This window comes from Klebsiella sp. R445 (assembly GCF_051131755.1).
Taxonomy (GTDB): Bacteria; Pseudomonadota; Gammaproteobacteria; order Enterobacterales; family Enterobacteriaceae; genus Klebsiella; species Klebsiella lignicola.
In genome coordinates this window covers 3,512,747-3,538,197 of the sequence record NZ_CP180446.1, presented here as the reverse complement: position 1 = coordinate 3,538,197, position 25,451 = coordinate 3,512,747, and the positions used below count along the sequence as shown (strand labels likewise).

The 25,451-nt window shown below is 57.0% G+C and carries 24 protein-coding genes; 9 read left to right on the top strand and 15 right to left on the bottom strand.

Going from position 1 to position 25,451, the window contains the following annotated elements:
* The first annotated feature begins 12 nt into the window (after nucleotides 1-12).
* On the top strand, nucleotides 13-1,608 hold the full coding sequence (locus ACMYSN_RS16500; RefSeq protein ID WP_462495524.1) for a UxaA family hydrolase: 1,596 nt from the start codon (nucleotides 13-15) through the stop codon (nucleotides 1,606-1,608).
* 46 nt (nucleotides 1,609-1,654) lie between these two features.
* On the opposite strand, the gene livF is transcribed toward ACMYSN_RS16500, so the two are convergent.
* From livF to livK, 5 genes are read right to left on the bottom strand one after another with little or no spacing between them, the layout of a single operon-like run.
* Nucleotides 1,655-2,368 carry a high-affinity branched-chain amino acid ABC transporter ATP-binding protein LivF gene (gene livF, locus ACMYSN_RS16495; RefSeq protein ID WP_123757290.1) on the bottom strand — a complete coding sequence of 238 codons (714 nt, stop codon included), beginning with the start codon at nucleotides 2,366-2,368 and terminating at the stop codon, nucleotides 1,655-1,657.
* 2 nt (nucleotides 2,369-2,370) lie between these two features.
* Nucleotides 2,371-3,138, bottom strand: coding sequence for a high-affinity branched-chain amino acid ABC transporter ATP-binding protein LivG (gene livG / locus ACMYSN_RS16490; protein ID WP_434670651.1), 768 nt, complete (start codon nucleotides 3,136-3,138; stop codon nucleotides 2,371-2,373).
* Nucleotides 3,135-4,412 (bottom strand): branched chain amino acid ABC transporter permease LivM, encoded by a 1,278-nt coding sequence (gene livM, locus ACMYSN_RS16485; protein ID WP_123757288.1) that lies wholly within the window; start codon nucleotides 4,410-4,412, stop codon nucleotides 3,135-3,137. The genes livG and livM overlap by 4 nt, the downstream gene beginning before the upstream one ends.
* Entirely contained in the window at nucleotides 4,409-5,335 is a 927-nt protein-coding gene (livH, locus tag ACMYSN_RS16480; RefSeq protein WP_123757287.1) for a high-affinity branched-chain amino acid ABC transporter permease LivH, read from the bottom strand. Before livH ends, livM begins: the two co-directional genes overlap by 4 nt.
* 53 nt (nucleotides 5,336-5,388) lie before the next feature.
* Entirely contained in the window at nucleotides 5,389-6,498 is a 1,110-nt protein-coding gene (gene livK, locus ACMYSN_RS16475) for a branched-chain amino acid ABC transporter substrate-binding protein (protein ID WP_462495523.1), read from the bottom strand.
* A gap of 545 nt (nucleotides 6,499-7,043) precedes the next feature.
* Between livK and panM the strand changes: the two genes are divergently transcribed.
* Entirely contained in the window at nucleotides 7,044-7,427 is a 384-nt protein-coding gene (panM, locus tag ACMYSN_RS16470) for a PanM family protein (RefSeq protein ID WP_462495522.1), read from the top strand.
* A gap of 192 nt (nucleotides 7,428-7,619) precedes the next feature.
* Here panM and livJ read toward each other — a convergent pair whose 3' ends face one another.
* The 3 genes from livJ to ACMYSN_RS16455 all read right to left on the bottom strand — a co-directional run bounded on the left by livJ (nucleotide 7,620) and on the right by ACMYSN_RS16455 (nucleotide 11,633).
* A complete protein-coding gene (gene livJ, locus ACMYSN_RS16465) occupies nucleotides 7,620-8,723 on the bottom strand; it encodes a branched-chain amino acid ABC transporter substrate-binding protein (RefSeq protein ID WP_462495521.1) in 1,104 nt (367 codons plus the stop codon).
* Nucleotides 8,724-8,980: 257 nt separating this feature from the next.
* On the bottom strand, nucleotides 8,981-10,225 hold the full coding sequence (locus ACMYSN_RS16460; RefSeq protein ID WP_462495520.1) for an SLC5/6 family protein: 1,245 nt from the start codon (nucleotides 10,223-10,225) through the stop codon (nucleotides 8,981-8,983).
* Nucleotides 10,226-10,367: 142 nt separating this feature from the next.
* A complete protein-coding gene (locus ACMYSN_RS16455) occupies nucleotides 10,368-11,633 on the bottom strand; it encodes an aspartate aminotransferase family protein (protein ID WP_462495519.1) in 1,266 nt (421 codons plus the stop codon).
* Between the two features lie 118 nt (nucleotides 11,634-11,751).
* On the opposite strand from ACMYSN_RS16455, the gene pdxR reads away from it, so the two are divergent.
* The gene (gene pdxR, locus ACMYSN_RS16450) at nucleotides 11,752-13,275 is read left to right on the top strand and encodes an aminotransferase-like domain-containing protein (protein ID WP_462495518.1); all 1,524 of its coding nucleotides are present in this window, start codon (nucleotides 11,752-11,754) and stop codon (nucleotides 13,273-13,275) included.
* Between the two features lie 51 nt (nucleotides 13,276-13,326).
* Here the strand turns inward: pdxR and rpoH are convergent, their stop codons facing one another.
* From rpoH to ftsY, 4 genes are all read right to left on the bottom strand, one after another.
* On the bottom strand, nucleotides 13,327-14,181 hold the full coding sequence (rpoH, locus tag ACMYSN_RS16445; protein ID WP_123757280.1) for an RNA polymerase sigma factor RpoH: 855 nt from the start codon (nucleotides 14,179-14,181) through the stop codon (nucleotides 13,327-13,329).
* A 259-nt stretch (nucleotides 14,182-14,440) separates the two neighbouring features.
* Entirely contained in the window at nucleotides 14,441-15,499 is a 1,059-nt protein-coding gene (gene ftsX / locus ACMYSN_RS16440; RefSeq protein ID WP_123757279.1) for a permease-like cell division protein FtsX, read from the bottom strand.
* A complete protein-coding gene (gene ftsE, locus ACMYSN_RS16435) occupies nucleotides 15,492-16,160 on the bottom strand; it encodes a cell division ATP-binding protein FtsE (RefSeq protein ID WP_123757278.1) in 669 nt (222 codons plus the stop codon). The genes ftsX and ftsE overlap by 8 nt, the downstream gene beginning before the upstream one ends.
* A gap of 2 nt (nucleotides 16,161-16,162) precedes the next feature.
* Entirely contained in the window at nucleotides 16,163-17,770 is a 1,608-nt protein-coding gene (ftsY, locus tag ACMYSN_RS16430) for a signal recognition particle-docking protein FtsY (protein ID WP_462495517.1), read from the bottom strand.
* 191 nt (nucleotides 17,771-17,961) lie between these two features.
* On the opposite strand from ftsY, the gene rsmD reads away from it, so the two are divergent.
* Complete coding sequence (rsmD, locus tag ACMYSN_RS16425; protein WP_462495516.1) at nucleotides 17,962-18,558, top strand: RsmD family RNA methyltransferase; 597 nt, start codon at nucleotides 17,962-17,964, stop codon at nucleotides 18,556-18,558.
* Entirely contained in the window at nucleotides 18,548-18,826 is a 279-nt protein-coding gene (locus ACMYSN_RS16420; RefSeq protein ID WP_123757275.1) for a DUF1145 family protein, read from the top strand. Before rsmD ends, ACMYSN_RS16420 begins: the two co-directional genes overlap by 11 nt.
* A 9-nt stretch (nucleotides 18,827-18,835) precedes the next feature.
* On the opposite strand, the gene ACMYSN_RS16415 is transcribed toward ACMYSN_RS16420, so the two are convergent.
* Complete coding sequence (locus tag ACMYSN_RS16415; protein ID WP_462495515.1) at nucleotides 18,836-19,195, bottom strand: DUF2500 domain-containing protein; 360 nt, start codon at nucleotides 19,193-19,195, stop codon at nucleotides 18,836-18,838.
* 141 nt (nucleotides 19,196-19,336) lie between these two features.
* Here ACMYSN_RS16415 and ACMYSN_RS16410 point away from each other — a divergent pair, with 141 nt between their 5' ends.
* Both ACMYSN_RS16410 and zntA read left to right on the top strand, forming a co-directional pair.
* The gene (locus tag ACMYSN_RS16410) at nucleotides 19,337-19,963 is read left to right on the top strand and encodes a lysoplasmalogenase (protein WP_123757273.1); all 627 of its coding nucleotides are present in this window, start codon (nucleotides 19,337-19,339) and stop codon (nucleotides 19,961-19,963) included.
* 78 nt (nucleotides 19,964-20,041) lie between these two features.
* The gene (gene zntA / locus ACMYSN_RS16405) at nucleotides 20,042-22,240 is read left to right on the top strand and encodes a Zn(II)/Cd(II)/Pb(II) translocating P-type ATPase ZntA (RefSeq protein WP_462495514.1); all 2,199 of its coding nucleotides are present in this window, start codon (nucleotides 20,042-20,044) and stop codon (nucleotides 22,238-22,240) included.
* A gap of 30 nt (nucleotides 22,241-22,270) precedes the next feature.
* Here zntA and tusA read toward each other — a convergent pair whose 3' ends face one another.
* Nucleotides 22,271-22,516 (bottom strand): sulfurtransferase TusA, encoded by a 246-nt coding sequence (tusA, locus tag ACMYSN_RS16400; protein WP_123757386.1) that lies wholly within the window; start codon nucleotides 22,514-22,516, stop codon nucleotides 22,271-22,273.
* Nucleotides 22,517-22,682: 166 nt separating this feature from the next.
* Between tusA and ACMYSN_RS16395 the strand changes: the two genes are divergently transcribed.
* Both ACMYSN_RS16395 and ACMYSN_RS16390 read left to right on the top strand, forming a co-directional pair.
* Entirely contained in the window at nucleotides 22,683-23,348 is a 666-nt protein-coding gene (locus ACMYSN_RS16395; RefSeq protein WP_123757271.1) for a 7-cyano-7-deazaguanine/7-aminomethyl-7-deazaguanine transporter, read from the top strand.
* Nucleotides 23,349-23,421: 73 nt separating this feature from the next.
* On the top strand, nucleotides 23,422-23,979 hold the full coding sequence (locus ACMYSN_RS16390; protein ID WP_123757270.1) for a DcrB family lipoprotein: 558 nt from the start codon (nucleotides 23,422-23,424) through the stop codon (nucleotides 23,977-23,979).
* On the opposite strand, the gene ACMYSN_RS16385 is transcribed toward ACMYSN_RS16390, so the two are convergent.
* Complete coding sequence (locus ACMYSN_RS16385; protein WP_462495513.1) at nucleotides 23,980-25,200, bottom strand: MFS transporter; 1,221 nt, start codon at nucleotides 25,198-25,200, stop codon at nucleotides 23,980-23,982. It abuts the gene before it with no gap.
* Between the last annotated feature and the right edge of the window lie 251 nt (nucleotides 25,201-25,451).

The window sequence follows — 25,451 nt, the reverse complement described above, 5'->3', positions numbered from 1 at the left end:
AGGATACCTAACATGCAGACCATCTTAAAAATTGACCCTACAGACAATTTGATCGTTGCACTGCAAGACTTACGCAAAGACCAGCGGGTTAACTGGAACGATGAAGAGTACGTTCTCCGTAGCGATGTCAAAACCAAGCATAAGTTCGCCACGCAGGACATCTATCCCGGCGATATCGTCTCCCTGTACGGCGTGCCGGTTGGTAAAGCGACGCAACCCATCACCCGGGGCGAGGCCGTCACCACCGACAATATCAAACACTATGCGGCCCCGGTGTCGCTGAATGACGAAGCGCCTTATCACTGGCAGCAGCCCGATGTCTCTGCCTGGCAGCAGCGCACATTTCGCGGCATCGTCCGTGAAGATGGGCGGGTTGCCACCGCGAACTATTGGTTGGTGATTCCGCTGGTATTCTGTGAAAACCGCAATGTGCAGCGCGTCACCGATGCGCTAAACGATGCGCTCGGCTATGCCAATAACAGTCTGAAAAATTTCGCCCGTCAGGTCACATCCACCGATGCCCTGAATGATAACCGCCATTTGCCCTTCCCCCATCTTGACGGCATTCGCTGTATTACCGTCACTTCCGGCTGCGGCGGCGCGGCCTCAGACAGCATGACGATGTGCGATGTCCTCGCGGCCTACGCCGATCACCCCAATGTGCTCGGGGTAACGGTCTTTGCCTTAGGCTGCGAAAAGGCGCGGATTGTCGATTTCCAAACCGCCCTCACCACGCGCAATCCGCAGTTTAATAAGCCGGTTATCTACTTCCGGCAGCAGGACTGGAGCAGCGAAGAAAAAATGATGCAGGACGCGTTAAGCGCCACCTATAACGCGATTCGCGAAGCTCCGGTGGCGGAGCGCCAGGAGGTTCCGCTCTCGCGGTTAAAAACGGGCGTGAAATGCGGCGCTTCCGACGGATTTTCGGGGATCAGCGCCAACCCGGCGATGGGTGAAGTGTCCGATCGTCTTATCGCCCTCGGGGGTGCTTCCGGGCTGGCGGAGTTCCCGGAACTATGCGGCGCGGAAGGAGACATCGTCCACCGCTGTCTCAATCGCGAGCTCAAAGAGAAGTTTCTGGCGCTGATGAAAAACTACGAGCACGTCGCTAACTTTTTTGGCACCACCATCGCCGATAACCCAAGCCCGGGCAATATTGCGGATGGCTTGATTACCGACGCCATCAAATCTGCCGGGGCAGCCAAAAAAGGCGGCAGAGCGCCGGTGAGCGCGGTCTGCGATTACGCGGAGCCGATGGCCGAACGCGGGCTTTCGCTGGTTTGTACTCCGGGTAATGATGTCGATGCGGTGACGGGACTGGTCGCCGCAGGCTGCAATATCGTGATCTTTTCAACGGGACTTGGCACCCCGACGGGAAACCCGATCGTGCCGGTACTCAAGGTCTCGACCAATACCGCGCTAGCCAACAAAATGCCGGATATTATCGATTATGACTGTGGTCCGATTATCGAAGGTACGCCGCTGTCAGATATCGCCGATGGGCTGTTTGAGAAAATCATCGCCACCGCCAGCGGCAGCTGGCGTACCAGGGCAGATACGCTGGAACAGTATGATTTTATGCTGTGGAAACGTTCGCTGGAGCTGTGATCTGAGCTGCAATACGCCCGGCCTGCGCCGGGCGTATTGCACAGGATTAACCGCCCAGATAGGCGCTGCGTACCGCCTCGTTGGCCAGCAGTGCGTCGCCGGTATCTTCCAGCACCACGTGGCCGTTTTCCAGCACGTAGCCACGATCGGCCAGCTTCAGCGCCTGGTTGGCGTTCTGCTCGACGAGGAAAATGGTCATCCCCTGCTCGCGCAGCTGCTCGATAGTGTTGAAAATCTGCTGAATGATAATCGGCGCCAGCCCCAGGGACGGCTCGTCAAGCAGCAGCAGACGCGGCTGGCTCATCAGCGCACGACCGATGGCCAGCATCTGCTGCTCGCCGCCGGACATGGTGCCTGCCCGCTGAATACGACGCTCAAGCAGGCGCGGGAACAGCTCGTAAACCCACTGAATGCGGCTCTGGAACTGATCGCGGTCGGCAAAAAAACCGCCCATCGCCAGGTTCTCTTCTACCGTCATCCGCGAGAAGACGCGACGCCCTTCCGGCACAATCGCCACTGCTTCACGCATGATTTTCGCGGTCTGCCAGTCGGTAATATCTTTACCATCAAAGACCACCTTGCCGCTGGAGGCGCGCGGGTCGCCGCACAGCGTGCCGAGCAGCGTGGTTTTACCCGCGCCGTTGGCGCCAATCAGGGTGACGATCTCCCCCTGATTGATGTGCAGACTGACGTTATGCAGCGCCTGAATCTTGCCGTAGTGGGCGCTCACGTTGTCAAAAGATAACATCACTTTTTCCATACTTATGCCTCACCAAGGTATGCGCGGATCACGTCCGGGTTATTGCGGATCTCTTCCGGCGTACCGTTAGCTAACGGCGTGCCCTGGTTAACCACATAAATACGATCGGAAATCCCCATCACCAGCTTCATATCGTGCTCAATCAGCAGGATGGTGGTGTTGTGATGGCTACGCAGCTCGGCGATCAGCTCGTCCAGCTCTTTGGTCTCTTTCGGGTTCAGACCCGCCGCCGGTTCATCCAGCATCAGAATTTCCGGCTGGGTCACCATGCAACGGGCGATCTCCAGACGTCGCTGGTCGCCGTAGGCCAGGTTACTGGCCTGACGGTTGGCGTGCTCCAGCAGGCCGATACGATCCAGCCAGGTGGCGGCACGGTCCAACGCTTCGCTCTGGGCGCGACGGAAGGACGGCGTTTTCAGCAGCCCGGAAAATACCCCGGTTTTCAGCTGCTGATGTTGGGCCACCAGCAGGTTTTCAATCACCGTCATTTCACGGAACAGGCGCACGTGCTGGAAGGTCCGCACTACGCCCATGCGGGCAATCTGCTGACCCGGCAACCCTTCGAGATGCTGATCGCGCAGTTTAATGGTCCCGCCAGTCGGCTTATAAAAACCAGTCAGGCAGTTGAAGACCGTGGTTTTGCCGGCACCGTTAGGGCCAATCAGCGAGACAATCTCCTGCGGGCGCAGCTCAAGCGACACGTTGTTGACCGCTAACAGGCCGCCGAAGCGCATCATCAGGCCGCTGACGGATAATAATGGCTGACTCATGCCTGCTCTCCTTTCGCCTGAACTTTTTTCAGCTTCAGCTGCGGGCGCGTCATCGGCAGCAGTCCCTGCGGACGCCAGATCATCATCAGCACCATCAAACCACCCAGCATCAACATGCTGTATTCGTTGAAATCACGCATCAGTTCGCGCGATACCACCAGCAGCACCGCCGCAAGGATCACCGCAAACTGTGACCCCATGCCGCCGAGCACCACAATCGCCAGCACGAAAGCCGACTCGGCAAAGGTGAAGGATTCCGGGCTGACAAAGCCCTGACGAGCGGCAAACAGCGTCCCGGCAAAACCGGCAAACGCGGCACTGATGGTAAAGGCGGTCAGCTTGATGCGCGTCGGGCTAAGGCCTAGCGAGCGACAGGCAATTTCATCTTCACGCAGCGCTTCCCACGCGCGCCCCAGCGGCATGCGCAGCAGGCGGTTAATCACAAACAGCGACAGTACTACCAGCAGCAGCGCCACCAGATAGAGGAAAATGACCCGGTCAGCCGGATCGTACTTCATACCAAAGAAGTTACTGAAGGTATCCCAGCCGCCTTCGCGGGCGCTACGGCTAAACTCGAGACCAAACAGCGTCGGCTTAGGGATCTGGCTGATACCGTTCGGGCCGCCGGTCACTTCGGTGTTGTTGAGCAGCAGGATACGCACGATTTCGCCGAAGCCCAGCGTCACGATGGCCAGATAGTCACCGCGCAGGCGCAGCACCGGGAAGCCCAGCAGGAAGCCCGCGGCGGCAGACACCAGGCCCGCCAGCGGCAGACAGGTCCAGAAGCCGAGGCCGTAATAGTGATTCAGCAGCGCAAAGGTATAGGCGCCGATGGCATAGAAGCCGCCGTAGCCCAGCACCAGCAGACCTGACAGCCCCACCACCACGTTAAGCCCCAGCCCGAGAATGATATAAATCATCGTCAGGGTGGCAATATCCACCGTGCCGCGCGATACCATAAACGGCCACGCCACGGCGATCACCAAAAGCGCCACCAGGAACAGCTTCTGCTTCACCGTCGACCCGTCGATAGCCGGCATAATAAACTTCGGCCCGGAGACATTCTTCAGGGTTTTCTGGAACAGCGGACGCATCAACTGGAAGAAGAACACCACCGCGGTGCCGATAAAGATCCACTGCCAGCGGATATCGGCGGCGGTGTCCACCACCAGCCTGGTGCCGTCCAGCTCCAGCTGCACGCCCATAAACACGCCGGCCAGAACAAAGAACATCGCCGCAGACAGCAGCGACATCGCAATATGCATCGGTTTCATACTTTCTCTACCTCCGGACGACCCAGTATGCCGGTAGGCATCACCAACAGCACCAGAATCAACAACGCGAAGGAGACCACGTCTTTATATTCCGTGCTGAGGTAGGCAGAAGAGAGCGCTTCGGCGATGCCGAGGATCAGCCCGCCGATCATTGCGCCAGGGATACTGCCGATGCCGCCCAGAACCGCAGCAGTAAAGGCTTTCATCCCGGCCATAAAGCCGATATACGGGTTGATAACACCATAGAACTGACCCAGCAGAACGCCCGCTACCGCCGCCATTGCCGCGCCGATAACAAAGGTCAGGGCAATCACCCGGTCGGTGTTAATCCCGAGCAGGCTCGCCATTTTCAGATCTTCAGCACAGGCACGACAGGCCCGGCCCATGCGGGAGTAGCGAATAAACAACGTCAGTGCCAGCATCGCCACAAAGGTCACGACCCAGATCACCAGCTGCATGGTGGTGATTGTCGCAGAGAAGTTTTCGCTGCTGCCCACCGTCCACTGGCCATTGAACAGGCTCGGCAACGCCACGTCGCGCGACCCTTCCGTCAGGCTGACGTAGTTTTGCAGGAAGATAGACATCCCGATGGCGGAGATCAGCGCAATCAGGCGCTTGGAGCTACGCACCGGCCGATAGGCCACGCGCTCGATGCTCCAGCCGTAGGCGCTGGCAATCACAATCGCCCCGACAAAACCCGCGGCCACCAGCAGCCAGCTGGTATCAATCCCCATCATCATCAGTGCGGCAATGATCATGAAGGAGACGTAGCTGCCAATCATGTAGACCTCGCCATGGGCGAAGTTAATCATGCCGATAATGCCGTAGACCATCGTATAACCGATGGCGATCAGCGCGTAAGTACTGCCCAGCGTGACGCCGTTGAACATCTGCTGCAGAAAGTAGAGAAACTGCTCGGACATAAGGTAACCTTTTTCATGCCGCCCGTTTTACGCGGGCGGTGGGATAACGCATCTTATTTTGCGACAGAGGATGATCCATCCGCATGCCACTGGAAGACACCAAACTCAAATCCCTTCAAATCGCCTTTTTCGTCCCAATTCAGCGGCCCAATCACGGTTTTCGCCCCGTGAGCTTTCAGATCTTTAATTAAGTCCAGTGGTTCCTGGCTGCTACTTCTGTCCATTGCCTGGGCTAACGACTGTACTGCAGCGTAGGTAATCCAGACATACGGACCACTCGGATCTTTTTTCTCTGCTTTCAGCGCCTCGACGATGGCGCTGTTCGCCGGGTCCTGGTCGTAGCGTTTCGGCATTGTCACCAGCATGCCTTCTGCGGCTGCACCGGCGATGTTAGACAGCGACGCGTTACCCACACCTTCCGGTCCCATAAACACGGTTTTCAGGCCCACGGAGCGTGCCTGGCGTAGCATCTGCCCCATTTCCGGGTAGTAACCGCCGTAGTAAACAAAGTCGATATTATCTTTTTGCAGGCGAGCCAGCAGCGCCGAGAAGTCTTTCTCACCGGCGGTAATGCCGTCGAAGAAGACAATGTTGGCATTGGCTTTTTTCAGGCTATCCTGGACGGAACGCGCCAGGCCTTCACCGTATTGCTGTTTATCGTGGATGATGGCGATGCGCTGCGGCTTCACTTTTTCCAGAATGTATTTCGCGGCGGTCGGCCCCTGAGAAGAGTCCAGACCGGCGGTGCGCATGATGTACTGGTAGCCACGCTGCGTCAGTTCCGGGTTGGTGGCGCCCGGGGAGATCATCAGAATGCCTTCATCTTCATAGATGTCAGAGGCCGGCTGGGTGGAAGAAGAACACAGGTGGCCGATGACGTACTGGATGCCTTCGTTAACAATTTTGTTCGCTACCGCGACGGCCTGCTTCGGGTCACAGGCATCGTCAAATTCAACGCCAACCAGCTTATCGCCCTTAATGCCACCCTGGGCGTTGATGTCTTTGATTGCCTGACGCGCGCCGTTGAACTCCATGTCCCCCCACTGAGCGACCGGACCGGACATCGCGCCGACAACCGCAACTTTAATATCTTTGGCCATCGCCGTGTGCGACATCGCCAGTGCGACAAATCCCGCAATAATCGTTTTCGCGTTCCTGTTCATGCTGCAGAACCCCGTTCGTGATGTGGTGTATACCCGTCATACTTCAAGCTGCATGAGCGTTGGCTGTACTCGTTCACCCCAGTCACTTACTTCAGTGAGCTCCTGGGGATTCTCTGCGTCGCCGCCTTCCTGCAACTCGAATTATTTAGGGTTTATATATTTTGTATTTTTATGGTTAAAAAGCATTCTGTGCTTTTATTAAACAACGCTACTTTTACCATTGTCTTTAAGGGTTTAGCGAAGTTTTTGCCTGATTTTAGCGTAAAATCTCTATATTTCAGGCTATTAAGCGAAGATAATATTCTGAAATAAGTCGAAGATAAACAAAAAAAGTCCCGTTCCCAGCATAATATAACGATACATAAGGCGGAATAAAACGCTGCACATTAGGTTAAAATTCTGCTTATTTTTCGATCCATGACGCATTGCGCTACTCTGATTACCTCAGGAAAACGAATCCCCTAATGAACAGGAAAAAAACAGCGCCCTGCCTGACGACAAATTTGGGTACACTGACCCCTTCATTTTGACGGGGCAAGCTGTGCATGAAACTGACCATTATTCGATTACCGCGCTTCGGCGAACAGGATCGCATCGACTTAGGGAAAATTTGGCCGTCACAGGATCTCGACGCGATCCCGCTGGACGACCATCACCGGGTTTACGCCGCCCGCTTTAACGAGCGCCTGCTGGCTGCCGTGCGTGTGACGTTAAGTGGCGATGCAGGCGAGCTCAGCGCGCTCTGCGTACGCGAAGTCACCCGTCGACGCGGCGTCGGGCAGTATTTAGTGGAAGAGATCCTGCAAAATAACCCGGAGATCGGCCGCTGGCGGGTCAACGCAGCCGGCGTAGAAGACAAGACGGTGATGTCGGCATTTATGCAGGCGCTGGGCTTTAGCGCACAGCAGGACGGCTGGGAAAAACGTTAAAAACATCCCGGATAGCGGCGCATCGCGCCTTATCCGGGCTACCAAAAGCAGACACCTGTAGCCCGGTAAGCGCAGCGCCACCGGGGAAAGCGTAAACCACCCTCCCGGTAATCCCCGGGAGCTTACACGAGTAAGTGACCGGGGTTGAGGAGCGCAGCCAACACACCTGTAGCGTGAAAGGCGAAGGTTAAATTATTTGGCGTCGGTGGCGGTGCCATCCGCGTGCCAGGTAAACACGCCGAACTCGAAGCCTTTCAGGTCGCCCTTCGCATCCCATGACAGCGGCCCCATCACGGTATCAACAGAGTTTGCCTTCAGGTATTTCGCGATTTCTGCCGGGTCTTCTGACTGATTCAGGCCAGCGTCCAGCGACTGGATTGCCGCATAGGTGGTCCAGACGAACGCGCCGCTCGGATCCTGTTTTTTGGCTTTAATCGCGTCAACAATCGGTTTGTTCGCCGGTACCTGATCGTAGTTCTTCGGCTTCGTTACCAGCATGCCTTCAGCGGACTGACCGGCGATGTTAGACAGGGAAACGTTGGCCACGCCTTCCGGACCCATAAACTGCGTTTTCAGGCCTGCGGCACGTGACTGGCGCAGAATCTGCCCCATTTCCGGGTGGTAGCCACCGTAGTATACGAAGTCGATATTTTCTTTCTTCAGACGCGCAACCAGCGTGGAGAAGTCTTTCTCACCGGCGGTGATACCGTCGAAGAAGACTATGTTCGCGCCGCCTTTCTTCAGGCCATCCTGTACCGCACGGGCCAGGCCTTCACCATACTGCTGCTTGTCGTGAACGATAGCGATGCGCTGCGGCTTCACTTTCTCGATAATATATTTTGCCGCCGTCGGCCCCTGGTCAGAATCCAGGCCGGTGGTACGCAGAATCATTTTATAACCACGCGCGGTCAGCTCCGGAGCCGTCGCCGCTGGCGTAATCATCAGAATACCTTCGTCTTCATAGATATCGGATGCTGGCTGGGTAGAAGAAGAGCATAAGTGGCCGATAACGTACTTAATGCCATCGTTGACCACTTTGTTGGCAACCGCTACCGCCTGTTTCGGGTCGCAAGCGTCATCATACTTAACAATCTGCAGCTTATTGCCTTTGATCCCGCCTTTGGCGTTGATATCCGCAACCGCCTGCTCGGCACCGGTAAACTCCTGGTCGCCATACTGCGCTACCGGACCAGACATCGCGCCAACCACGGCAATTTTGATGTCTTCTGCCAGCGCGGCATTGCTCATAATCAAGGCGATACATCCTGCCAGTAACGCTTTACCCTTCATGTTCATCCTGAGGCTCCCCATTATTATGGTTTTTGCATTTGTTGTGATGTTGTTTGTTAGCGCATTATTCTAATTTGAGTCATAAGAAAAGCATATGACGCCTATTTTAAGGTCTGCCGCCTGCGCTTTTGCAGCACACTATGCTAAACATACCGTCATTCAGGAGAATTTGAAATGACAAAATTGTGGGTTATGTAACAGATAAGTGACAAATAAAAAACCGCGCCAGGATCAACCGGACGCGGTGGAGTCAAGACGCCAGATTACCAACCGGCGGGCAGGTAGCCCAAAGCGGAAGCAATTGCGTAAACGGCGCTACAAAGATACAGCAACACAATGAAGGTCTGGATAAGCGGATGGGTTATCGCCGCCGGACACACCCAGCCCGGGGTAATATCCCCACGCTGGCGAGCGCCTTTGAGCATCAGAATCGGCATGATGGATAAAATCACCCCGCTAAACACCCCGGCGAAATAGAGCGCATTCACAAACGACACCATCCCGCTGTAGGCCAGAATAAATGGCGGAACCGCAACAACCACCAGCACCATCAGGCGTTTAAGCGGCTGTTCGTCGTTCCCGAGGCGGAACTGGTCGAAAATATTGGTCAGGAAACTGCCCCCCAGGCCCCAGTAGGAAGTCAGCATGGCGCACAGGGCAAACAGGTTGGCAGAGAAAAAGGCCCACTCACCGAGCGCCCGTCCCCAGGAGATGGTCGCGACATCGGAAATATTATCCAGGCCGTTGAGCGCAATCACCGACAGCGGAACCAGCGCCAGCAGAACAAAAGTCAGCCCCATCCCGACCATAATGGCCTTTGGCAGCTTCTCCGGTTTATCGGCGAAGCCACGGGCCATTTCCGGGACAATATATTGCGCCGAGAAGCAGAAGGCGACGACGTTGAACACCGGCACCATGTACAGCCAGTTACCGTCGAGCAGATAGCTGACCTGGGTCGTATCTTTGAGCAAGGTGGCGGCAACCAGCACGGCAATCATCACCACCATGCCGATACTAATAAACTTCTCGCCGCGACCTATCGCTTTCAGCCCCAGATAGAGCACACCTGCCGCCGGGATAAAAAACAGCACGCTGCCGAGCGCCGGGGAGATGCCGAACAGCGAATGCAGCAGCTTGCCGCTGCCGGTCATATAGGCGGTCAACGCGCCGATACTGTTCACGCATACGGACAGGAACATCATCAACGCCCCGAAGCGCCCGACATAGCGGTGCGACAGCCCACTAAGTTGCAAATGTTTGCGGGTACGCAGGGTCGATTCGGCGACATAAAGCATGGTAATGGTGGTCAGGCTGCCGACGATGATCAGCCAGAACAACAACGGTAGAAAACCGGCCTTACTGGAGGCATAGGCGATGGACAATACCCCGGCACCGATGTTGGTCCCGACGATCATCGACACCCCTTCAACGAAGCTGAGGGATTTTGCAGGTACAGCAGTACGTTCCCGGTTCGTCAGAACCGAGGAAAAGGTGGAATTTTCAGACATAATATTTTCCGTTTTATTCCGGCGATCTGCGCCGCCGGAAAAAAGGTGATATCAGGGTGATAAACCACTCACGCTGAGTAAAACCCCTATGCGGCATCCTGTTTTATTCGGCTTCCCTGCCGCCGCACAGGCGTGTGCCGTGTTATCCCTTGAGGATGCGCGCCAGAATATCCAGCGCTTTAGTAAACTGCGCGTCTGGAATAGTTAACGGGTACAGGAAACGAATCACGTTGCCATAGATGCCGCAGCTCAGCAGCAGCAGACCATTTTCCTGGGCTTTCTGTTGGATCTGGCGGGTAAACTCTGGTGACGGTTCGCCGGTCTGCGGATCGTTAAACTCCACGGCCACCATCGACCCTTGACCACGAATATCAACAATCGCCGGGCAATGCTGACGCGCCTGCTGCAGCACCTCTTTCAGATGGCTGCCGAGTTGCTCCGCGCGCTGGCACAGTTTTTCTTCGTCAATCACATCAAGGACCGCATGGGCCGCCGCCACCGCCAGTGGGTTACCGGCATAGGTGCCGCCAAGTCCACCCGGCGCCGGCGCATCCATTACGTCGGCACGGCCAACGACGCCCGATAGCGGGAAACCGCCGGCGAGGCTTTTCGCCATCGTCATCAGGTCCGGTTTCACATCGTAATGCTGCATGGCAAACAGCTTGCCGGTGCGCGCAAAGCCCGTTTGCACCTCATCGGCAATCAGCAGAATGCCGTGGGTATCACAGAGCGCACGCAGCGCCTGCATAAACTCTGGCGGTGCAACGTTAAACCCGCCTTCGCCCTGAATCGGCTCGAGGACAATCGCTGCCACCTGGTCCGGGCCAATATCGGCTTTAAAGATGCGCTCCAGGCTCTTCATGGCGTCAGCCGTGGTAATTCCGTGGGCGGCATTCGGGTAGACCCCGTGATACACCGACCCCGGGAACGGCCCGAAACCGATTTTGTACGGTGCGACTTTGCCGGTCAGCGCCATGGTCATAAAAGTACGACCGTGGAAACCGCCACCGAAGGTGATCAACCCCGGGCGGCCGGTGTAGGCGCGGGCAATCTTCACTGCGTTTTCTACAGCTTCAGCGCCGGTGGTGAAGAACGCGGTTTTTGCCGGGCCATCGATCGGTGCCAGCTCGTTAATACGCTCGGCCAGAGAGACGTAGCTTTCGTACGGGACAATCTGATACGCGGTGTGGGTAAAAGCCTGCAGCTGCTGTGCGACGGCCTCAACGATTTTCGGGTGACGATGGCCGGTGTTGAGCACGGCAATACCAGCAGCAAAATCGATCACCTCGTTGCCTTCCACATCCCACAGCGTGGCGTTTTCTGCTTTCTCAACAAAGTAGTTGCACATTACGCCTACGCCGCGCGGCGTCGCCTGCTGGCGACGTTGATTCAGTTCTGAACTTTTCACCCTCGAATCTCCTGTCATGTGTGTCACGTTATCGCAACAATTTCGAAACTATGTCGTTTATTTACACAGGAGTTGGCCCTATAATCGAGTACCAATTTAGATTATCTTAGGGATCCAATTGCGTTCACTCGTCGGCGACCTGGTGCTGGTCAGATTGCAGGAAGAGTCAGACCCACTCCTGCATAAACGCTTATATAACGCGGTCCGCCGCTCGATTCTGGACGGATCTTTACCACCCCACAGCCGCCTGCCACCCTCGCGAGATCTGGCCGGGGAACTCGGTGTTTCAAGAAACACCATATTAACAACTTATGAACAACTCCTGGCGGAAGGATATGTCATCTCCCGCCGGGGAAGCGGTACATTTGTCGCAAAAATAGGCCATGATGCCTCGCATTCTGCTGATAAAACCGACGTAAACAGCAGCACCCCGGCACCGACTGCCTACCTATCCCGCCGCGGCCAGCGTCTGCTCACGCACGTCAGCGCCAGCCCGCGCCAGTGGGGAGCTTTTATCCCCGGCGTGCCGGACGTCAACGCCTTTCCCCATCCGCTGTTCAGCAAGATTCAGGCCCGCATCAGCCGCCGCCCGAAGCCTGAGCGATTGAGCTACAGCTGCAATGGCGGCACGCCGGAATTGCAGCAGGCGCTTGTCGAATACCTCAGAGTATCCCGGGGTGTGCATTGCCAGGCAGATCAAATTCTTATTACCGAAGGGATCCATCAGGCGATTGACCTGGTGACGCGCATGCTTTGTGACAGCGGTGACCTGGCCTGGGTGGAAGAGCCATCCTACTGGGGGATACGCCACGTGCTGGGGATGAATGATGTGCGGATCGAGCCGGTTACCGTTGATGCCAACGGCTTGTGCCCCCCGGAGACGGTTGAGGAGGCGCCGCACCTGATTTTTGTCACCCCATCGCATCAGTATCCGCTGGGGGCTGTGATGACGCTGGCGCGCCGTCAGCGTTTGCTGGCACTGGCTCGTCAGCACGGCAGCTGGATCGTCGAAGATGATTACGACAGCGAGTTTCGCTTTTCCGGCCAGCCAATCCCGGCGCTGCAGGGGCTGGTCGCCGATGCGCCGGTGGTCTACATCGGCACCTTCAGTAAGACCCTCTATCCCGGGCTACGGCTGGGCTATGTGGTGCTGCCGCGGCCGTTGATTGGCGATCTTAAAAACGCCCATGCCGAGCTCTACCGCGGCGGCCATTCGTTGATTCAGATGGCGCTGGCGGAGTTTATTAATGCCGGTCACTACTCCGCCCATATTCGCCGTATGCGCCTGCTTTACAGCCGCCGCCGCGCCTGCCTGACGGAACTCATCCAACGCTACTGCAACCCGCAGGCGCTGTCAGATTTCAGCGATAATGCCGGCCTGCATCTGATCCTCAATCTGCCGGACGAGGCAGATGACGTGGCGATCGCCAAAATGGCCAATGCCCGGCATATTCTGGTGCGCCCGCTGTCGCGCTACTACCTGACGGCCCGGCGTAAAAAAGGATTGTTGATGGGGTTTGCCAGCCTGCCAGAGACGCAAATGGAGCCGGCCTTCCAGGTCCTGCTGGAGTGCCTGCAGACATTATGTCCCGAGGTGCTGGACAATGGAGAAGGTGCAGAAAAACAAAACGCCCCAACGTAATGTGGGGCGTTATCAGGTGCCTGCGAAGAGGCGGGTGTTCACGCGGTCGCGTTATGCTTCGATAGCCATGCGCAGTTTCTTCATCGCGTTTTTTTCCAGCTGGCGTACACGCTCAGCCGACACGCCGTAACGATCGGCCAGCTCCTGTAGCGTCGACTTATTGTCTTCGTCCAGCCAGCGGGCGCGGATGATGTCCTGGCTACGCTCGTCCAGACCCTGCATCGCATCGGTCAGCTTGTTGGCCGCCTGCTCTTCCCAGTTATCATCCTCAATGCCGTCGGCAAAGTTAGAGGTTTTATCCTGCAGATAGAGCACCGGAGCCATCGGCTGGCTATCGGACTCGTCGTCCGACGACATGTCAAAGGTCATGTCCTGCGCCGCCATACGGGATTCCATCTCACGCACGTCTTTGCTCGACACACCCAGCTCGCGGGCCACCATTTCGACTTCATCCTGGTTAAACCAGCCCAGACGCTGCTTGGTTTTACGCAGGTTAAAGAACAGCTTACGCTGCGCTTTGGTTGTTGCGACTTTCACAATACGCCAGTTACGCAGGACATATTCGTGAATTTCAGCCTTGATCCAGTGCACGGCGAAGGAAACCAGACGCACGCCCACTTCCGGGTTGAAACGACGCACGGCTTTCATCAGGCCGATGTTGCCTTCCTGAATCAGATCCGCCTGCGGCAGGCCATAGCCCGAGTAATTACGAGCAATATGAACAACAAAGCGCAGGTGAGACAGAATCAGCCTTTTCGCTGCTTCCAGATCGCCCTGGTAATGCAGCTTTTCAGCAAGCTCCCGCTCTTCATCAGCCGACAACATCGGCCAAGTGTTCGCAGCCCGGATATACGATTCCAGGTTACCAACGGGGGCTAAAGCTAAAGTTTGCATATCTTTGGTCATTCAAATCCTCTCAATCGATATCGTCTGGCGCGGTGGCTTCCCATCACATGGGCAACAAACATGCCAGCATTTATGAGCAACGAGAATATCACCCACATTAGTATCAGACAGTGATTTTATCCACAAGTTCCATGCAACGATGTGAATAGATTACGCACAAAATGTGACATGGATATGAAGCGTAGGGAAGAGACAACAGGGACTCTTTCCCTGCAGAGAGACATTCATCAGTGCAGGGAAAGATTATACCAGACTTTTTTTAATCGGGGGTAAAGTGACGTAAATGTTGGACGGTAGCCAGCCAGGCCGCTACCCAGCCAATCATCGAACAGACGATCAGCATCAGCAGACACTCGTCGAAGCCTAAACCGCTGAGCTCAAATTTCGTCCCGAACACCTGCGCCACTTCGGTTACCGCTGACGACAGGCGCATCACCATGATTTCCGACAGAATCAGGGATAAGAAGGCACCACAGAAGCCCAGCAGCGCGCCGCCATAGAGGAACGGACGCAGGATGAAGCCATCGGTCGCCCCGATCAGCTTCTGCACGTTAATGGTATCGCGGCGCGCAAAAATGCTCAGACGCACGCTGTTGCCGATCACCAGGAACACGGCGGCAACCATTAAGACGCCAATCAAGGCCGATACGCGGCCCACTAAGCCGGTTAAGGAAGAGAGGCGCGCGAACCAGCTGTCGTCCATACGCACTTCATCAACGCCCTGAATACGCGTCACCCGATCGCGTAACGTATTCAATGCCTCGGTTCCCTGGAAGTCCAGCTTCGGCACCACAATCGCCACCGCCGGCAGCGGGTTCTCTTCCAGCATATCCAGCGCACCGCCAAAGCCAGACCAGTTGCGGAACTCCCCTAGCGCTTCATCACGCGACAGGTAGTTAACCTTCTCAACGCCTTGCTCAGCTTGCAGCTGACCGACAACCCGCGCCGCCGCATCGTCATCCAGCGTTTTCTCGAGGTACACGGTGATCTGCGGGGTAGGATAATACTGCGCTGCCGCGGTATTGACGTTTTTGTACACCATGTAGCAGACGCTTGGCAGCGTCAGCGAGATGGCGATAACCATGATCGTCAGGAAGGTCGCGAGCGGCGTGCTTTTCAGATCCTGAACCGCGCCATGCCAGGCATAGCGAACCTGTTCGTTAAAGACGTTGCTCTTACGGGAAGCCGGGGCTGGCGTCGCTTTGGGCCGCTTCGGCGCATTGCGCCCGCCGCCACCGCCCGCACCAGCACCGTTACGCAGGCGATCGAACCTGTTACCGAACTGGCGAATTTGATTTATTGCGTCACGCTTATTCACCCCAGTGGCCTCCATGCATATGACCGTCGCTCAGGGTCAGCATGCGATACGAGCGGCTGGAGATCAGCCCCAGGTCGTGCGTCGCCATCAGAACCGTTACCCCTACGCGGTTGAACTCCTCAAACAGACGTAAAATCCCTTCCGAGAGCGCCTCATCGAGGTTACCGGTAGGTTCGTCCGCCAGCAGCACCGCCGGCTTATTCACCACCGCGCGGGCAATCCCTACGCGCTGCTGTTCACCACCGGAGAGTTGGATGGGAAGGTTTTTCGCTTTGTCCAGCAACCCGACTTTATCCAGCGCCGCCGACACACGGCGACGAATATCATCGCCACTGGCACCGGCAATAATCAGCGGGATAGCCACATTATCAAACACCGTACGATCCATCAGCAGGTGATGGTCCTGGAAAATCATGCCGATCTGGCGCCGTAGGAACGGCACCTCCCGGCTCTTCAGACGGCTAATATCATGGCCGCCGAATAAGATTTTCCCGGCGCTCGGCCGCTCGATACCGCAGATAAGCTTAAGCAGGGTACTTTTCCCCGCGCCGGAGTGGCCGGTCAGAAATGCCATCTCGCCCGACTGCAGGTGAAAGTCCACCCCCTGCAGCGCTTGTCTCCCACCGAGATAGGCTTTGCTGACTTGTTCAAAGCGAATCATGATTAATCCTCTCGGGCAAAAAGTGCCTCAATAAAGTCGCCCGCATTAAACGGACGCAGATCCTCAATACGTTCACCGACGCCAATGTAGCGAATCGGAATACCAAACTGGTCGGCGACGGAGAAGATAACGCCCCCCTTCGCGGTGCCATCCAGTTTAGTCAGCGTAATACCGGTCAGTCCAACGGCTTCATGGAACAGTTTGGCCTGGCTAATGGCATTTTGCCCGGTGCTGGCATCGATAGTCAGCATGATCTCATGCGGCGCATCTTCATCCAGTTTTTTCATCACGCGGACGATTTTCTTCAGCTCTTCCATCAGATGCGATTTGTTCTGCAGACGGCCGGCGGTATCAGCGATCAGCACATCGACGTTGCGCGCCTTCGCCGCCTGGATGGCATCGAAGATAACCGATGCGGAATCCGCGCCGGTATGCTGGGCAATGACCGGAATGTCGTTACGCTGACCCCAGACCTGCAGTTGCTCGACCGCTGCGGCACGGAAGGTATCGCCCGCCGCCAGCATGACCGATTTACCCTGCTGTTCGAACTGGCGCGCCAGCTTGCCGATGGTGGTGGTTTTGCCAACGCCGTTGACGCCAACCATCAGAATAACAAACGGTGTTTTCCCTTCAACATTCAACGGCTCATCGACTTTCGCCAGGATGCCGCCCATCTCTTCTTTCAGCAGGCCATAAAGCGCTTCTGCGTCGCGCAGCTGCTTGCGGCTGGCGCCTTCGGTCAGATTGGTAATGATCTTGCGGGTTGTTTCCACGCCAACATCGGCAATCAGCAGCTGCTCTTCCAGCTCTTCAAACAGATCATCATCGATTTTTTTACCGCGGAACAGACTGATAAATCCGGAACCAAGGTTCTGTTTGGTTTTAATCAGGCTGCGTTTCAGTCGGGCGAAGAAGCCCTCTTTAGTCGGTTTGTCCTGCTCCTGCTGGACAGGTTCTTCCGCCTGGGTCTCTTCTTCTTCGTGGTCGGCATCAACAGGCTGTGACGCCAGCGCCAGGGCTTCCAGTTCTTCATCAGACAGCGCTGGCTCAGGCTCTTCTTCGATGACCGCATCGTCGGCAACGCTGACGTCCGGCTCAGCCATCACCTGCTCCGGCGCGAGGTCGGCTACCGCTTCCGCCACAACCGGCTGGGCAAGACTCGCCTCAACCAGCGGCTCGGTAACAGTAACTTCTTCAACCCGAGGCTCTTCAACCGCAGGTTCCTCGACAACCACGACTGCTGGCTCTTCAACCACCGGCGCTTCAACAACCACGGCTGCTGGTTCTTCAACCACAGGTGCTTCAAGCACAGGTTCTTCAATAACCGCGACTTCTTCAACCACCGGCGGCAGCTCGCGCTCAACCACCTGCTCAGTCACCTCCACGACATCAGCCGCAAAGGTCTCCGGGTCCTCTTTTTCTACCGCAGGTGCGTTAACCGCATCTGCTTCTGGCGTAGTAACCGTCTGCTCAGGCAGCGTCTCTGTCGGATGCTGCCCGACAACCTCGTCCTGCCCTTCTACTTTTTGTTCGCTTTCGGTTTCCTGCGCCTGTTCTTTTTGTCCAAAGCCCAGCCAGGAAAAGAAGCCACGTTTTTTCTCTTTTGCCATTTGCGACGACACTCCCGCTGTTTATTCATGGCACAGCTTCGGCATATCACGCGCGGAAGCTGAAAAATGATGAAATTAGTCGGATAGTCTATCACTTAACTTAACTCGCATCACCGCCCCCGGATTAAGGTTTCGTCATCCGCGTTCGATCGCTAGAATAGCGGGCTGAAAGTGGAGACCTGAGCAAAGAGATGAAGAAACCAAACCACGCAGGCAGCGGCCAGATCCGCATTATTGGCGGACAATGGCGAGGCCGAAAATTACCGGTGCCGGAGAGCCCGGGTCTGCGCCCGACCACCGACCGGGTTCGCGAAACCCTGTTTAACTGGCTGGCGCCGGTCATGGCACAGGCGCACTGCCTCGACTGCTTTGCCGGCAGCGGCGCCCTGGGGCTGGAAGCGCTCTCGCGCTATGCGGGAAATACCACGCTGCTGGAAATGGAGCGCGGCGTCGCCCAACAGCTGCAAAAAAACCTGGTGACGCTGAAGGCGGCGAACGGCAAGGTGGTCAATACTAATACGCTCACCTACCTGAATCAGCCCGGCACGCCGCACCAGATCGTGTTTGTTGACCCGCCGTTCCGCAAAGGGCTGCTGGAAGAGACGCTGCGCCTGCTGGAAAATAACGGCTGGCTCGCCGATGAAGCGCTCGTCTACGTCGAGAGCGAAGTTGAAAATGGCTTACCGCCGGTGCCGGTCAACTGGCATCTGTATCGTGAAAAAGTGGCCGGACAGGTCGCCTACCGTCTCTACCAACGTGAGGCACAAGGAGAAAATCATGCTGATTAATTTTGGCCGCGTGCTGATGCTGTGCGTGTGGGCGTTTTTGCTGTTAAACCTGTTTCAGCCTTTCCCGAAACCGCTGAATATTTTCGTTAACGTCGCGCTGATCTTTATGATCCTGATGCACGGCCTGCAGTTGACGCTGCTGAAAGCCACGCAGCCGAAAGACGCCCCGCCGCTGGGGCGCTTTGAGCAGGTGCGCATTTTTGTCTTTGGCGTGTTCGAACTGGTGGCCTGGCAGAAAAAGCTCAAGGCCACGCTGCGTAAGAAGTGACAGACTGGCTCAGGGTTCTGGCGTAAACGCGACAAACCTTGAGCCCTGATAGCTCAACATCCCCCTGTCGCCGACGCTCAGCGCATGATATTGCGCGGCCTCAAGCCGAAAATTGACTTCCATCCCGCCGGTCTCTGGCCGGAAGCTGGCCTCATAGCGAATATCGCTGCCGGCAGGCGCCACGGTCTGCTGGCGCGAACGGCGATCGTTGATCACCTTTTCCCGCTTGTTACTCACCACCACCCGCTTTTGCAGTACGGGCGCGGCGTCATTATTCATATTTTCCCGTCGCTGCTGCACATAACGCAGCGAGGCGGCCACCACAATAATGGCGACGACGACGATAAAAAACAGCGGTACCTTACTCATTCATCTAACCCATAAGAATTCTCAGGAATAAGCATACCGCGCCTTGATTAACATTGTCATCTGCCGCTCCGAACCACTACACTAGAATTCAGTACCGTCAATACGCCAATCACTTAATAATAACAGATACAAGGACTTACTATGCTTTGGTCGTTTATTGCTGTCTGTTTCTCCGCGTGGCTTTATGTCGATGCATCCTATCGCGGCCCCACGTGGCAACGCTGGGTTTTTAAACCCGTCACCCTGATCCTGCTGCTGCTGCTGGCCTGGCAGGCACCGATGTTCAATGCCATCAGCTATCTGGTGCTCGCCGGGCTGTGCGCGTCGCTGCTGGGCGATGCGTTAACGCTGCTGCCACGCCAGCGGATCATGTATGCGGTCGGCGCCTTTTTCCTGTCGCATCTGCTCTATACCATCTGGTTTGCCAGCCAGATGACAATGTCATTTTTCTGGCCGCTGCCGCTGGTCCTGCTGGTTATCGGCGCGCTGCTGCTGGCGGTGATCTGGAGCCGGCTTGAAGAGCTGCGCATGCCGGTGTTTACCTTTATCGGTATGACGCTGGTGATGGTCTGGCTGGCCGGCGAACTGTGGTTCTTCCGCCCGACGGATACCGCGCTTTCGGGCTTTGCCGGGGCGTCATTCCTGCTGCTCAGCAATATCGTCTGGCTGATCAGCCACTATCGCCGTCGCTTCCGCGCCGATAACGCGATTGCGGCCGCCTGCTACTTCGCCGGTCACTTCCTGATTGTCCGCGCTCTGTACCTGTAATTAATCGCTTGACTCTGGAGTCGACTCCAGAGTGTATCCTCTGGGTAATGAGAAAATTATCATTACCCGGAGGGTCTCATGTCGACTCCAGAAGCTCAGGATAAAAAAGTCCCGCAATTCTCGTCATTCAAATTAAAGCCGGTGACTGCGCAGGCTGACAGCTGCTGCACGGAGTCCACCTGTGCCACCGCCACGCCGCCTGAAAGCACGCCTTTAAACGAAGCCCGTTACCGTTGGTTAGTCGAAGGGATGGACTGCGCCGCCTGCGCCCGCAAGGTAGAAACCGCCGTGCGCCAGGTCGAGGGGGTCAGTCAGGTTCAGGTGGTGTTTGCCACCGAAAAGCTGCTGGTGAACGCCGATGGCGACGTCCGCGAGCGCATTGAAAGTGCGGTACGTGCAGCAGGCTATACGCTACGCGATGAAAGCGCCCCGGTGCCGAAGGTCTCACGTCTGCGCGAAAACCTGCCGCTAGTGACGCTGCTGCTGCTGATGGCGCTGAGCTGGGGTCTGGAACAGTTCAACCACCCGTTTGGCGAGCTGGCGTTCATCGCCACTACCCTCGTGGGCCTGTGGCCTGTTGCCCGCCAGGCCGTGCGCCTGATCCGTAGCGGCAGCTGGTTTGCCATTGAAACACTGATGAGCGTTGCCGCCATCGGGGCACTGTTTATCGGCGCCACCGCCGAGGCGGCGATGGTGCTGCTGCTGTTTCTGATTGGCGAACGTCTTGAAGGCTGGGCTGCCAGCCGCGCCCGCCAGGGCGTGAGCGCGCTGATGGCCTTAAAACCCGATACCGCCATTCGCTTACGCGACGGTGAACGGCAAACCGTCGCCCAGCGCGATCTGCGTCCCGGCGACGTGATTGAAGTGGCCGCCGGCGGCCGTTTACCCGCCGATGGTCAACTGCTGACACCGTTTGCCAGCTTCGATGAAAGCGCCTTAACCGGCGAATCCGTACCGGTCGAGCGTCGCTCTGGCGAGCGCGTGGCGGCAGGCGCCACCAGCGTCGATCGATTAGTGCAGTTGACGGTGATATCCGAGCCGGGCGACAGCGCCATTGACCGTATTCTGAAGCTGATTGAAGAGGCCGAAGAGCGTCGGGCGCCGATTGAGCGGTTTATCGATCGCTTCAGCCGGGTCTATACGCCAGCCATTATGGTCGTCGCCCTGCTGGTGGCGATTGTCCCGCCGCTGTTCTTTAGCGCCGCCTGGCTGCCGTGGATCTACAAAGGCCTGACGCTGCTGCTGATCGGCTGCCCCTGCGCGCTGGTAATTTCCACCCCGGCGGCGATTACCTCCGGACTGGCGGTAGCGGCCCGCCGCGGGGCGTTAATTAAGGGCGGTGCGGCACTGGAACAGCTGGGGCGGGTACGCCAGGTCGCCTTTGACAAGACCGGGACGCTGACCGTTGGCCAGCCGCGCGTCACCACCATAATCGCGCTGAGCGAAGAGGATGAAAACAGTCTGCTGGCGCTGGCGGCAGCGGTAGAGCAAGGCTCCAGCCATCCTCTGGCGCAGGCTATTGTGCGGGAAGCACAGCAGCGCCAGCTGGCGATCCCCTCGGCCCGCAACCAGCGTGCGCTGGCAGGTTCCGGGATTGAAGCCGACGTCGACGGCCAGCAAATCTTGATTTGCGCGGCGGGTAACGGCAGCGCGCCGCAGCATGAGGCGCAGATTCAGCAACTGGAGAATGCCGGGCAGACGGTGGTGCTGGTACAGCGCGAGCAGGCGCTGCTGGGGATTCTGGCATTGCAGGACACGTTACGGGATGACGCCCGTCAGGCGGTCGACGATCTGCATCGTCTGGGCGTCAAAGGGGTGATCCTCACCGGGGATAACCCACGCGCGGCGGCGGCGATTGCCGGAGAGCTGGGGCTGGCGTTCCGCGCCGGACTGCTGCCAGCCGATAAGGTCACGGCGGTGACGGCGCTCAATGCCGAGGAACCGCTGGCGATGGTTGGCGACGGGATTAACGACGCCCCGGCAATGAAGGCCGCGACCATCGGCATCGCCATGGGCAGCGGGACCGACGTGGCGCTGGAGACCGCCGACGCCGCCTTGACCCATAACCGGTTAACCGGTCTGGCGCAGATGATTGCCCTGGCCCGCGCCACCCACGCCAATATCCGACAGAATATTGCCATCGCGCTTGGGCTGAAGGGGATTTTCCTCATCACCACCCTGCTCGGATTAACCGGGCTGTGGTTGGCGGTGCTGGCAGATACCGGCGCGACGGTGCTGGTCACCGCGAACGCCCTGCGACTGTTACGTCAGAAGTAAGCGGAAAGCCCCGGGGCAGCCTGAAGCAGATCAGTGGCTTTTGCGGATCAGGTAACGGTACGGCAGCGCCTCGGTTTCCTGCGCCAACAGCTCGTGTTCCATAAAACGGCAAAACCCAGGAATATCGCGGGTGGTCGCCGGATCGTCGGCGATAATCAGCAGCGTCTCGCCCACCGGCATCGTACGTACCGCCTTGCGTACCATCATTACCGGTTCCGGGCAGCGCAGGCCCTGAGCATCCAGCGTGTGGTCAGGACTGGAGAAAAGTTCGGTCATTTTCATCTCACATCAACAAAACGGCCCTAGTTTACCCCCACTTTTGCGCCGCGCAAGTCAGGTTAACGTTTGCGCGAAAAACAACCGTTGCATTACACACGCAACGCAGTATCATGCAGCCGTTTTTATTGGGTTCCCTCACCCCAACCACTAAAAAGGTCACAATATGAGTCCCTTTACTACCGTACAGCGTACAAAAGCGCTGGTCTGGCTTTCGCTTTTCCATTTGCTGGTGATCACTTCCAGTAACTATCTGGTGCAGCTCCCGATCTCCATCTTCGGTTTTCATACCACCTGGGGCGCGTTCAGCTTTCCGTTTATTTTCCTTGCCACCGATCTGACGGTGCGGATTTTCGGCGCTCCGCTGGCGCGACGCATTATCCTGGCAGTGATGATCCCGGCGTTGCTGATCTCCTACGGCGTCTCCTCCCTGTTCTATATGGGCGAGTGGCAGGGTTTCGCCGCGCTGACCCACTTTAACCTGTTCGTCGCCCGTATCGCGGCCGCCAGCTTTATGGCCTACGCGCTGGGTCAGATCCTTGATGTCCACGTCTTTAACCGTCTGCGTCAAAACCGCCGCTGGTGGCTGGCACCGACCGCCTCGACCCTGTTCGGCAACGTCAGCGATACGCTGGCCTTTTTCTTTATCGCCTTCTGGCGCAGCCCGGACCCGTTTATGGCGGCCAACTGGGGAGAAATTGCGATTGTCGACTACAGCTTCAAAGTGCTGATCAGCATTGTCTTCTTCCTGCCGATGTATGGCATGCTATTGAATATGCTGATGAAAAGACTGGCAGATAAATCTGATTTATCGGCATTGCAGCCAGGTTAAGAGTACTCACAGGTTGATGTGATAAGATACTCGGATGAGCCGTTAATGGCCGTTTATCGAAAGGAAGATGTCAATGCGCAATTTGGTTAAATATGTCGGTATTGGCCTGCTGGTTGTAGGTCTTGCGGCCTGTGATAACAGCGATTCAAAAACGCCAACCGAAGGGGCTGCTGCACAGAGCAACGCCAGTGGACAAACCGTTAGCCTGCTGGATGGCAAGCTGAGTTTCTCCCTGCCGGCGGGAATGACCGATCAGAGCGGCAAGCTGGGCACTCAGTCCAACAACATGCACGTCTACTCTGACGTCACCGGGCAAAAAGCGGTGATTGTGATTGTTGGCGACAGCACCAACGAAGAGTTAAGCGTGCTGGCCCAGCGTCTGGAAGAGCAGCAGCGCAGCCGCGATCCGCAGCTGCAGGTGGTCACCAATAAATCGGTTGAGGTCAAAGGCCACACCCTGCAACAGCTGGACAGCATCATCTCCGCCAAAGGTCAGACCGCGTGGTCTTCGGTACTGCTTGGCAAGATTGACGACAAGCTGCTGACCCTGCAGATCACCCTGCCAGCAGACAACCAGCAGCAGGCGCAGACTGAAGCAGAAAGCATCATCAATACCCTCGCCATCCAGTAACTACTGGCCCGGCGTCGCGGCCTCCGGTTCTACCACCGGGGGCCGTTTTTTTAACTGCCAGCCTAACACCAGCGCCACCGCCACCAGCCCTGCAGCCACCAGATAAATCGCCGATATTCCGACCCACGCCATCAGCAAGCCCGCCAGCGGCCCGGTCACCCCTAGCGAAAGATCCATAAATACCGTGTAGGTCGCCAGCGCCGAGCCCTGATTCTGCTGCGGTACCGCCTTCACCGCCACCACGCCCAGCGCCGGGAAGACCAGCGAAAAACCGGCGCCGGCCAGGAAGGTACCGATTTTCGCCATCAACGACGTTTCTGCCAGCCCGACCAGCAACAGCCCGACGATCTCCACGCTGAAGCACAGCATCGCTACGTTCAGCCCGCCCAGACGCTGAATACCGTTGGGGAACAGCAAACGAGTGCCGACAAACGCACAGCTAAACAACGTCAGCGCGAACGCCGCGCCATCCCAGCCTTTGGCATCGTAAAACAGCGTGATAAAGGTCGCGATCGCCCCAAATCCGGCGGACGCCAACGCCAATGCCATGCCATACGGCCAGACCCGGCCAAGCACCGCGCGAAACGACATAACCTTGCCCCTGGTCGCCTTGACCGCCGCCTTGGGCAGCGCGCAGAGAATCGCCACCAGCGCCACGGCCATAATCGTCAACGCCAGCCCTTTCAGCCCCACGAGGGAATAACAGAGCACGCCAAGCGGTGCACCAATCGCCATCGCCCCGTAGGTCACGATCCCGTTCCACGAAATCACCCGCCCGATGTGCAACGAGCCGACGACGCCCACGCCCCACAGGGTCGAGCCGGTACCGGCAAAGCTTTGCCCAATGCCGAGAATCACGCGTCCCAGGCACAGCAGCGTCAGGCTGATCAGCGGCCAGTCGCCGCCGACCGCCGCCAGCAGATAGCTCAGGCCGCTGAGGAAGCAGCCGCACAGCCCAAAGACCACAATCTTTTTTGGCCCCAGCAGGTCAGCGTAGCGCCCGGCATGCGGGCGACTGAGCAGCGTGGCAAAGTATTGCAAACTGATCACCAGCCCCGCCCAGAAGGCGCTGAACCCCATAACATCGTGCACATAGCCGGGCAGTACCGCCAACGGCAGGCCAATCGTCAGGTAGCTGGCAAAATTAAACATCACAACTGAAACAATCCGCAGATTGAGGCGCAATCCATTCAGCGCCGGTTCGTCAACGGCTTCGGGCATTGGGTTCACCAGATTTTTACAACAGTGTTTCACTATTACCATGTTGACCACATAAAAGCAGCCAGTTGCGCATAAAATCACGTTTCAGCAGCGTACCGGCAGCGTATGGGAAGAAAGTTTTTGTCTATATTTAAATAACCCACGCGCGATGGCTAAATATTGCGGATTATTAACTTGCCGGAAAAAATAATGTTAGCGTTCTGAGTCTGATCAATTGCCCATGGCGAACTCCACCCTGTCCACACGTTTTT

Excerpts from the sequence above, each read along its gene's own strand:
- ACMYSN_RS16500 (WP_462495524.1), top strand. The coding sequence starts at position 13 with ATGCAGACCATCTTAAAAATTGACCCTACAGACAATTTGATCGTTGCA.
- livF (WP_123757290.1), bottom strand. The coding sequence starts at position 2,368 with ATGGAAAAAGTGATGTTATCTTTTGACAACGTGAGCGCCCACTACGGC.
- livG (WP_434670651.1), bottom strand. The coding sequence starts at position 3,138 with ATGAGTCAGCCATTATTATCCGTCAGCGGCCTGATGATGCGCTTCGGC.
- livM (WP_123757288.1), bottom strand. The coding sequence starts at position 4,412 with ATGAAACCGATGCATATTGCGATGTCGCTGCTGTCTGCGGCGATGTTC.
- livH (WP_123757287.1), bottom strand. The coding sequence starts at position 5,335 with ATGTCCGAGCAGTTTCTCTACTTTCTGCAGCAGATGTTCAACGGCGTC.
- livK (WP_462495523.1), bottom strand. The coding sequence starts at position 6,498 with ATGAACAGGAACGCGAAAACGATTATTGCGGGATTTGTCGCACTGGCG.
- panM (WP_462495522.1), top strand. The coding sequence starts at position 7,044 with ATGAAACTGACCATTATTCGATTACCGCGCTTCGGCGAACAGGATCGC.
- livJ (WP_462495521.1), bottom strand. The coding sequence starts at position 8,723 with ATGAACATGAAGGGTAAAGCGTTACTGGCAGGATGTATCGCCTTGATT.
- ACMYSN_RS16460 (WP_462495520.1), bottom strand. The coding sequence starts at position 10,225 with ATGTCTGAAAATTCCACCTTTTCCTCGGTTCTGACGAACCGGGAACGT.
- rpoH (WP_123757280.1), bottom strand. The coding sequence starts at position 14,181 with ATGACCAAAGATATGCAAACTTTAGCTTTAGCCCCCGTTGGTAACCTG.
- ftsE (WP_123757278.1), bottom strand. The coding sequence starts at position 16,160 with ATGATTCGCTTTGAACAAGTCAGCAAAGCCTATCTCGGTGGGAGACAA.
- ftsY (WP_462495517.1), bottom strand. The coding sequence starts at position 17,770 with ATGGCAAAAGAGAAAAAACGTGGCTTCTTTTCCTGGCTGGGCTTTGGA.
- rsmD (WP_462495516.1), top strand. The coding sequence starts at position 17,962 with ATGAAGAAACCAAACCACGCAGGCAGCGGCCAGATCCGCATTATTGGC.
- ACMYSN_RS16420 (WP_123757275.1), top strand. The coding sequence starts at position 18,548 with ATGCTGATTAATTTTGGCCGCGTGCTGATGCTGTGCGTGTGGGCGTTT.
- ACMYSN_RS16415 (WP_462495515.1), bottom strand. The coding sequence starts at position 19,195 with ATGAGTAAGGTACCGCTGTTTTTTATCGTCGTCGTCGCCATTATTGTG.
- ACMYSN_RS16410 (WP_123757273.1), top strand. The coding sequence starts at position 19,337 with ATGCTTTGGTCGTTTATTGCTGTCTGTTTCTCCGCGTGGCTTTATGTC.
- zntA (WP_462495514.1), top strand. The coding sequence starts at position 20,042 with ATGTCGACTCCAGAAGCTCAGGATAAAAAAGTCCCGCAATTCTCGTCA.
- tusA (WP_123757386.1), bottom strand. The coding sequence starts at position 22,516 with ATGACCGAACTTTTCTCCAGTCCTGACCACACGCTGGATGCTCAGGGC.
- ACMYSN_RS16395 (WP_123757271.1), top strand. The coding sequence starts at position 22,683 with ATGAGTCCCTTTACTACCGTACAGCGTACAAAAGCGCTGGTCTGGCTT.
- ACMYSN_RS16390 (WP_123757270.1), top strand. The coding sequence starts at position 23,422 with ATGCGCAATTTGGTTAAATATGTCGGTATTGGCCTGCTGGTTGTAGGT.
- ACMYSN_RS16385 (WP_462495513.1), bottom strand. The coding sequence starts at position 25,200 with ATGCCCGAAGCCGTTGACGAACCGGCGCTGAATGGATTGCGCCTCAAT.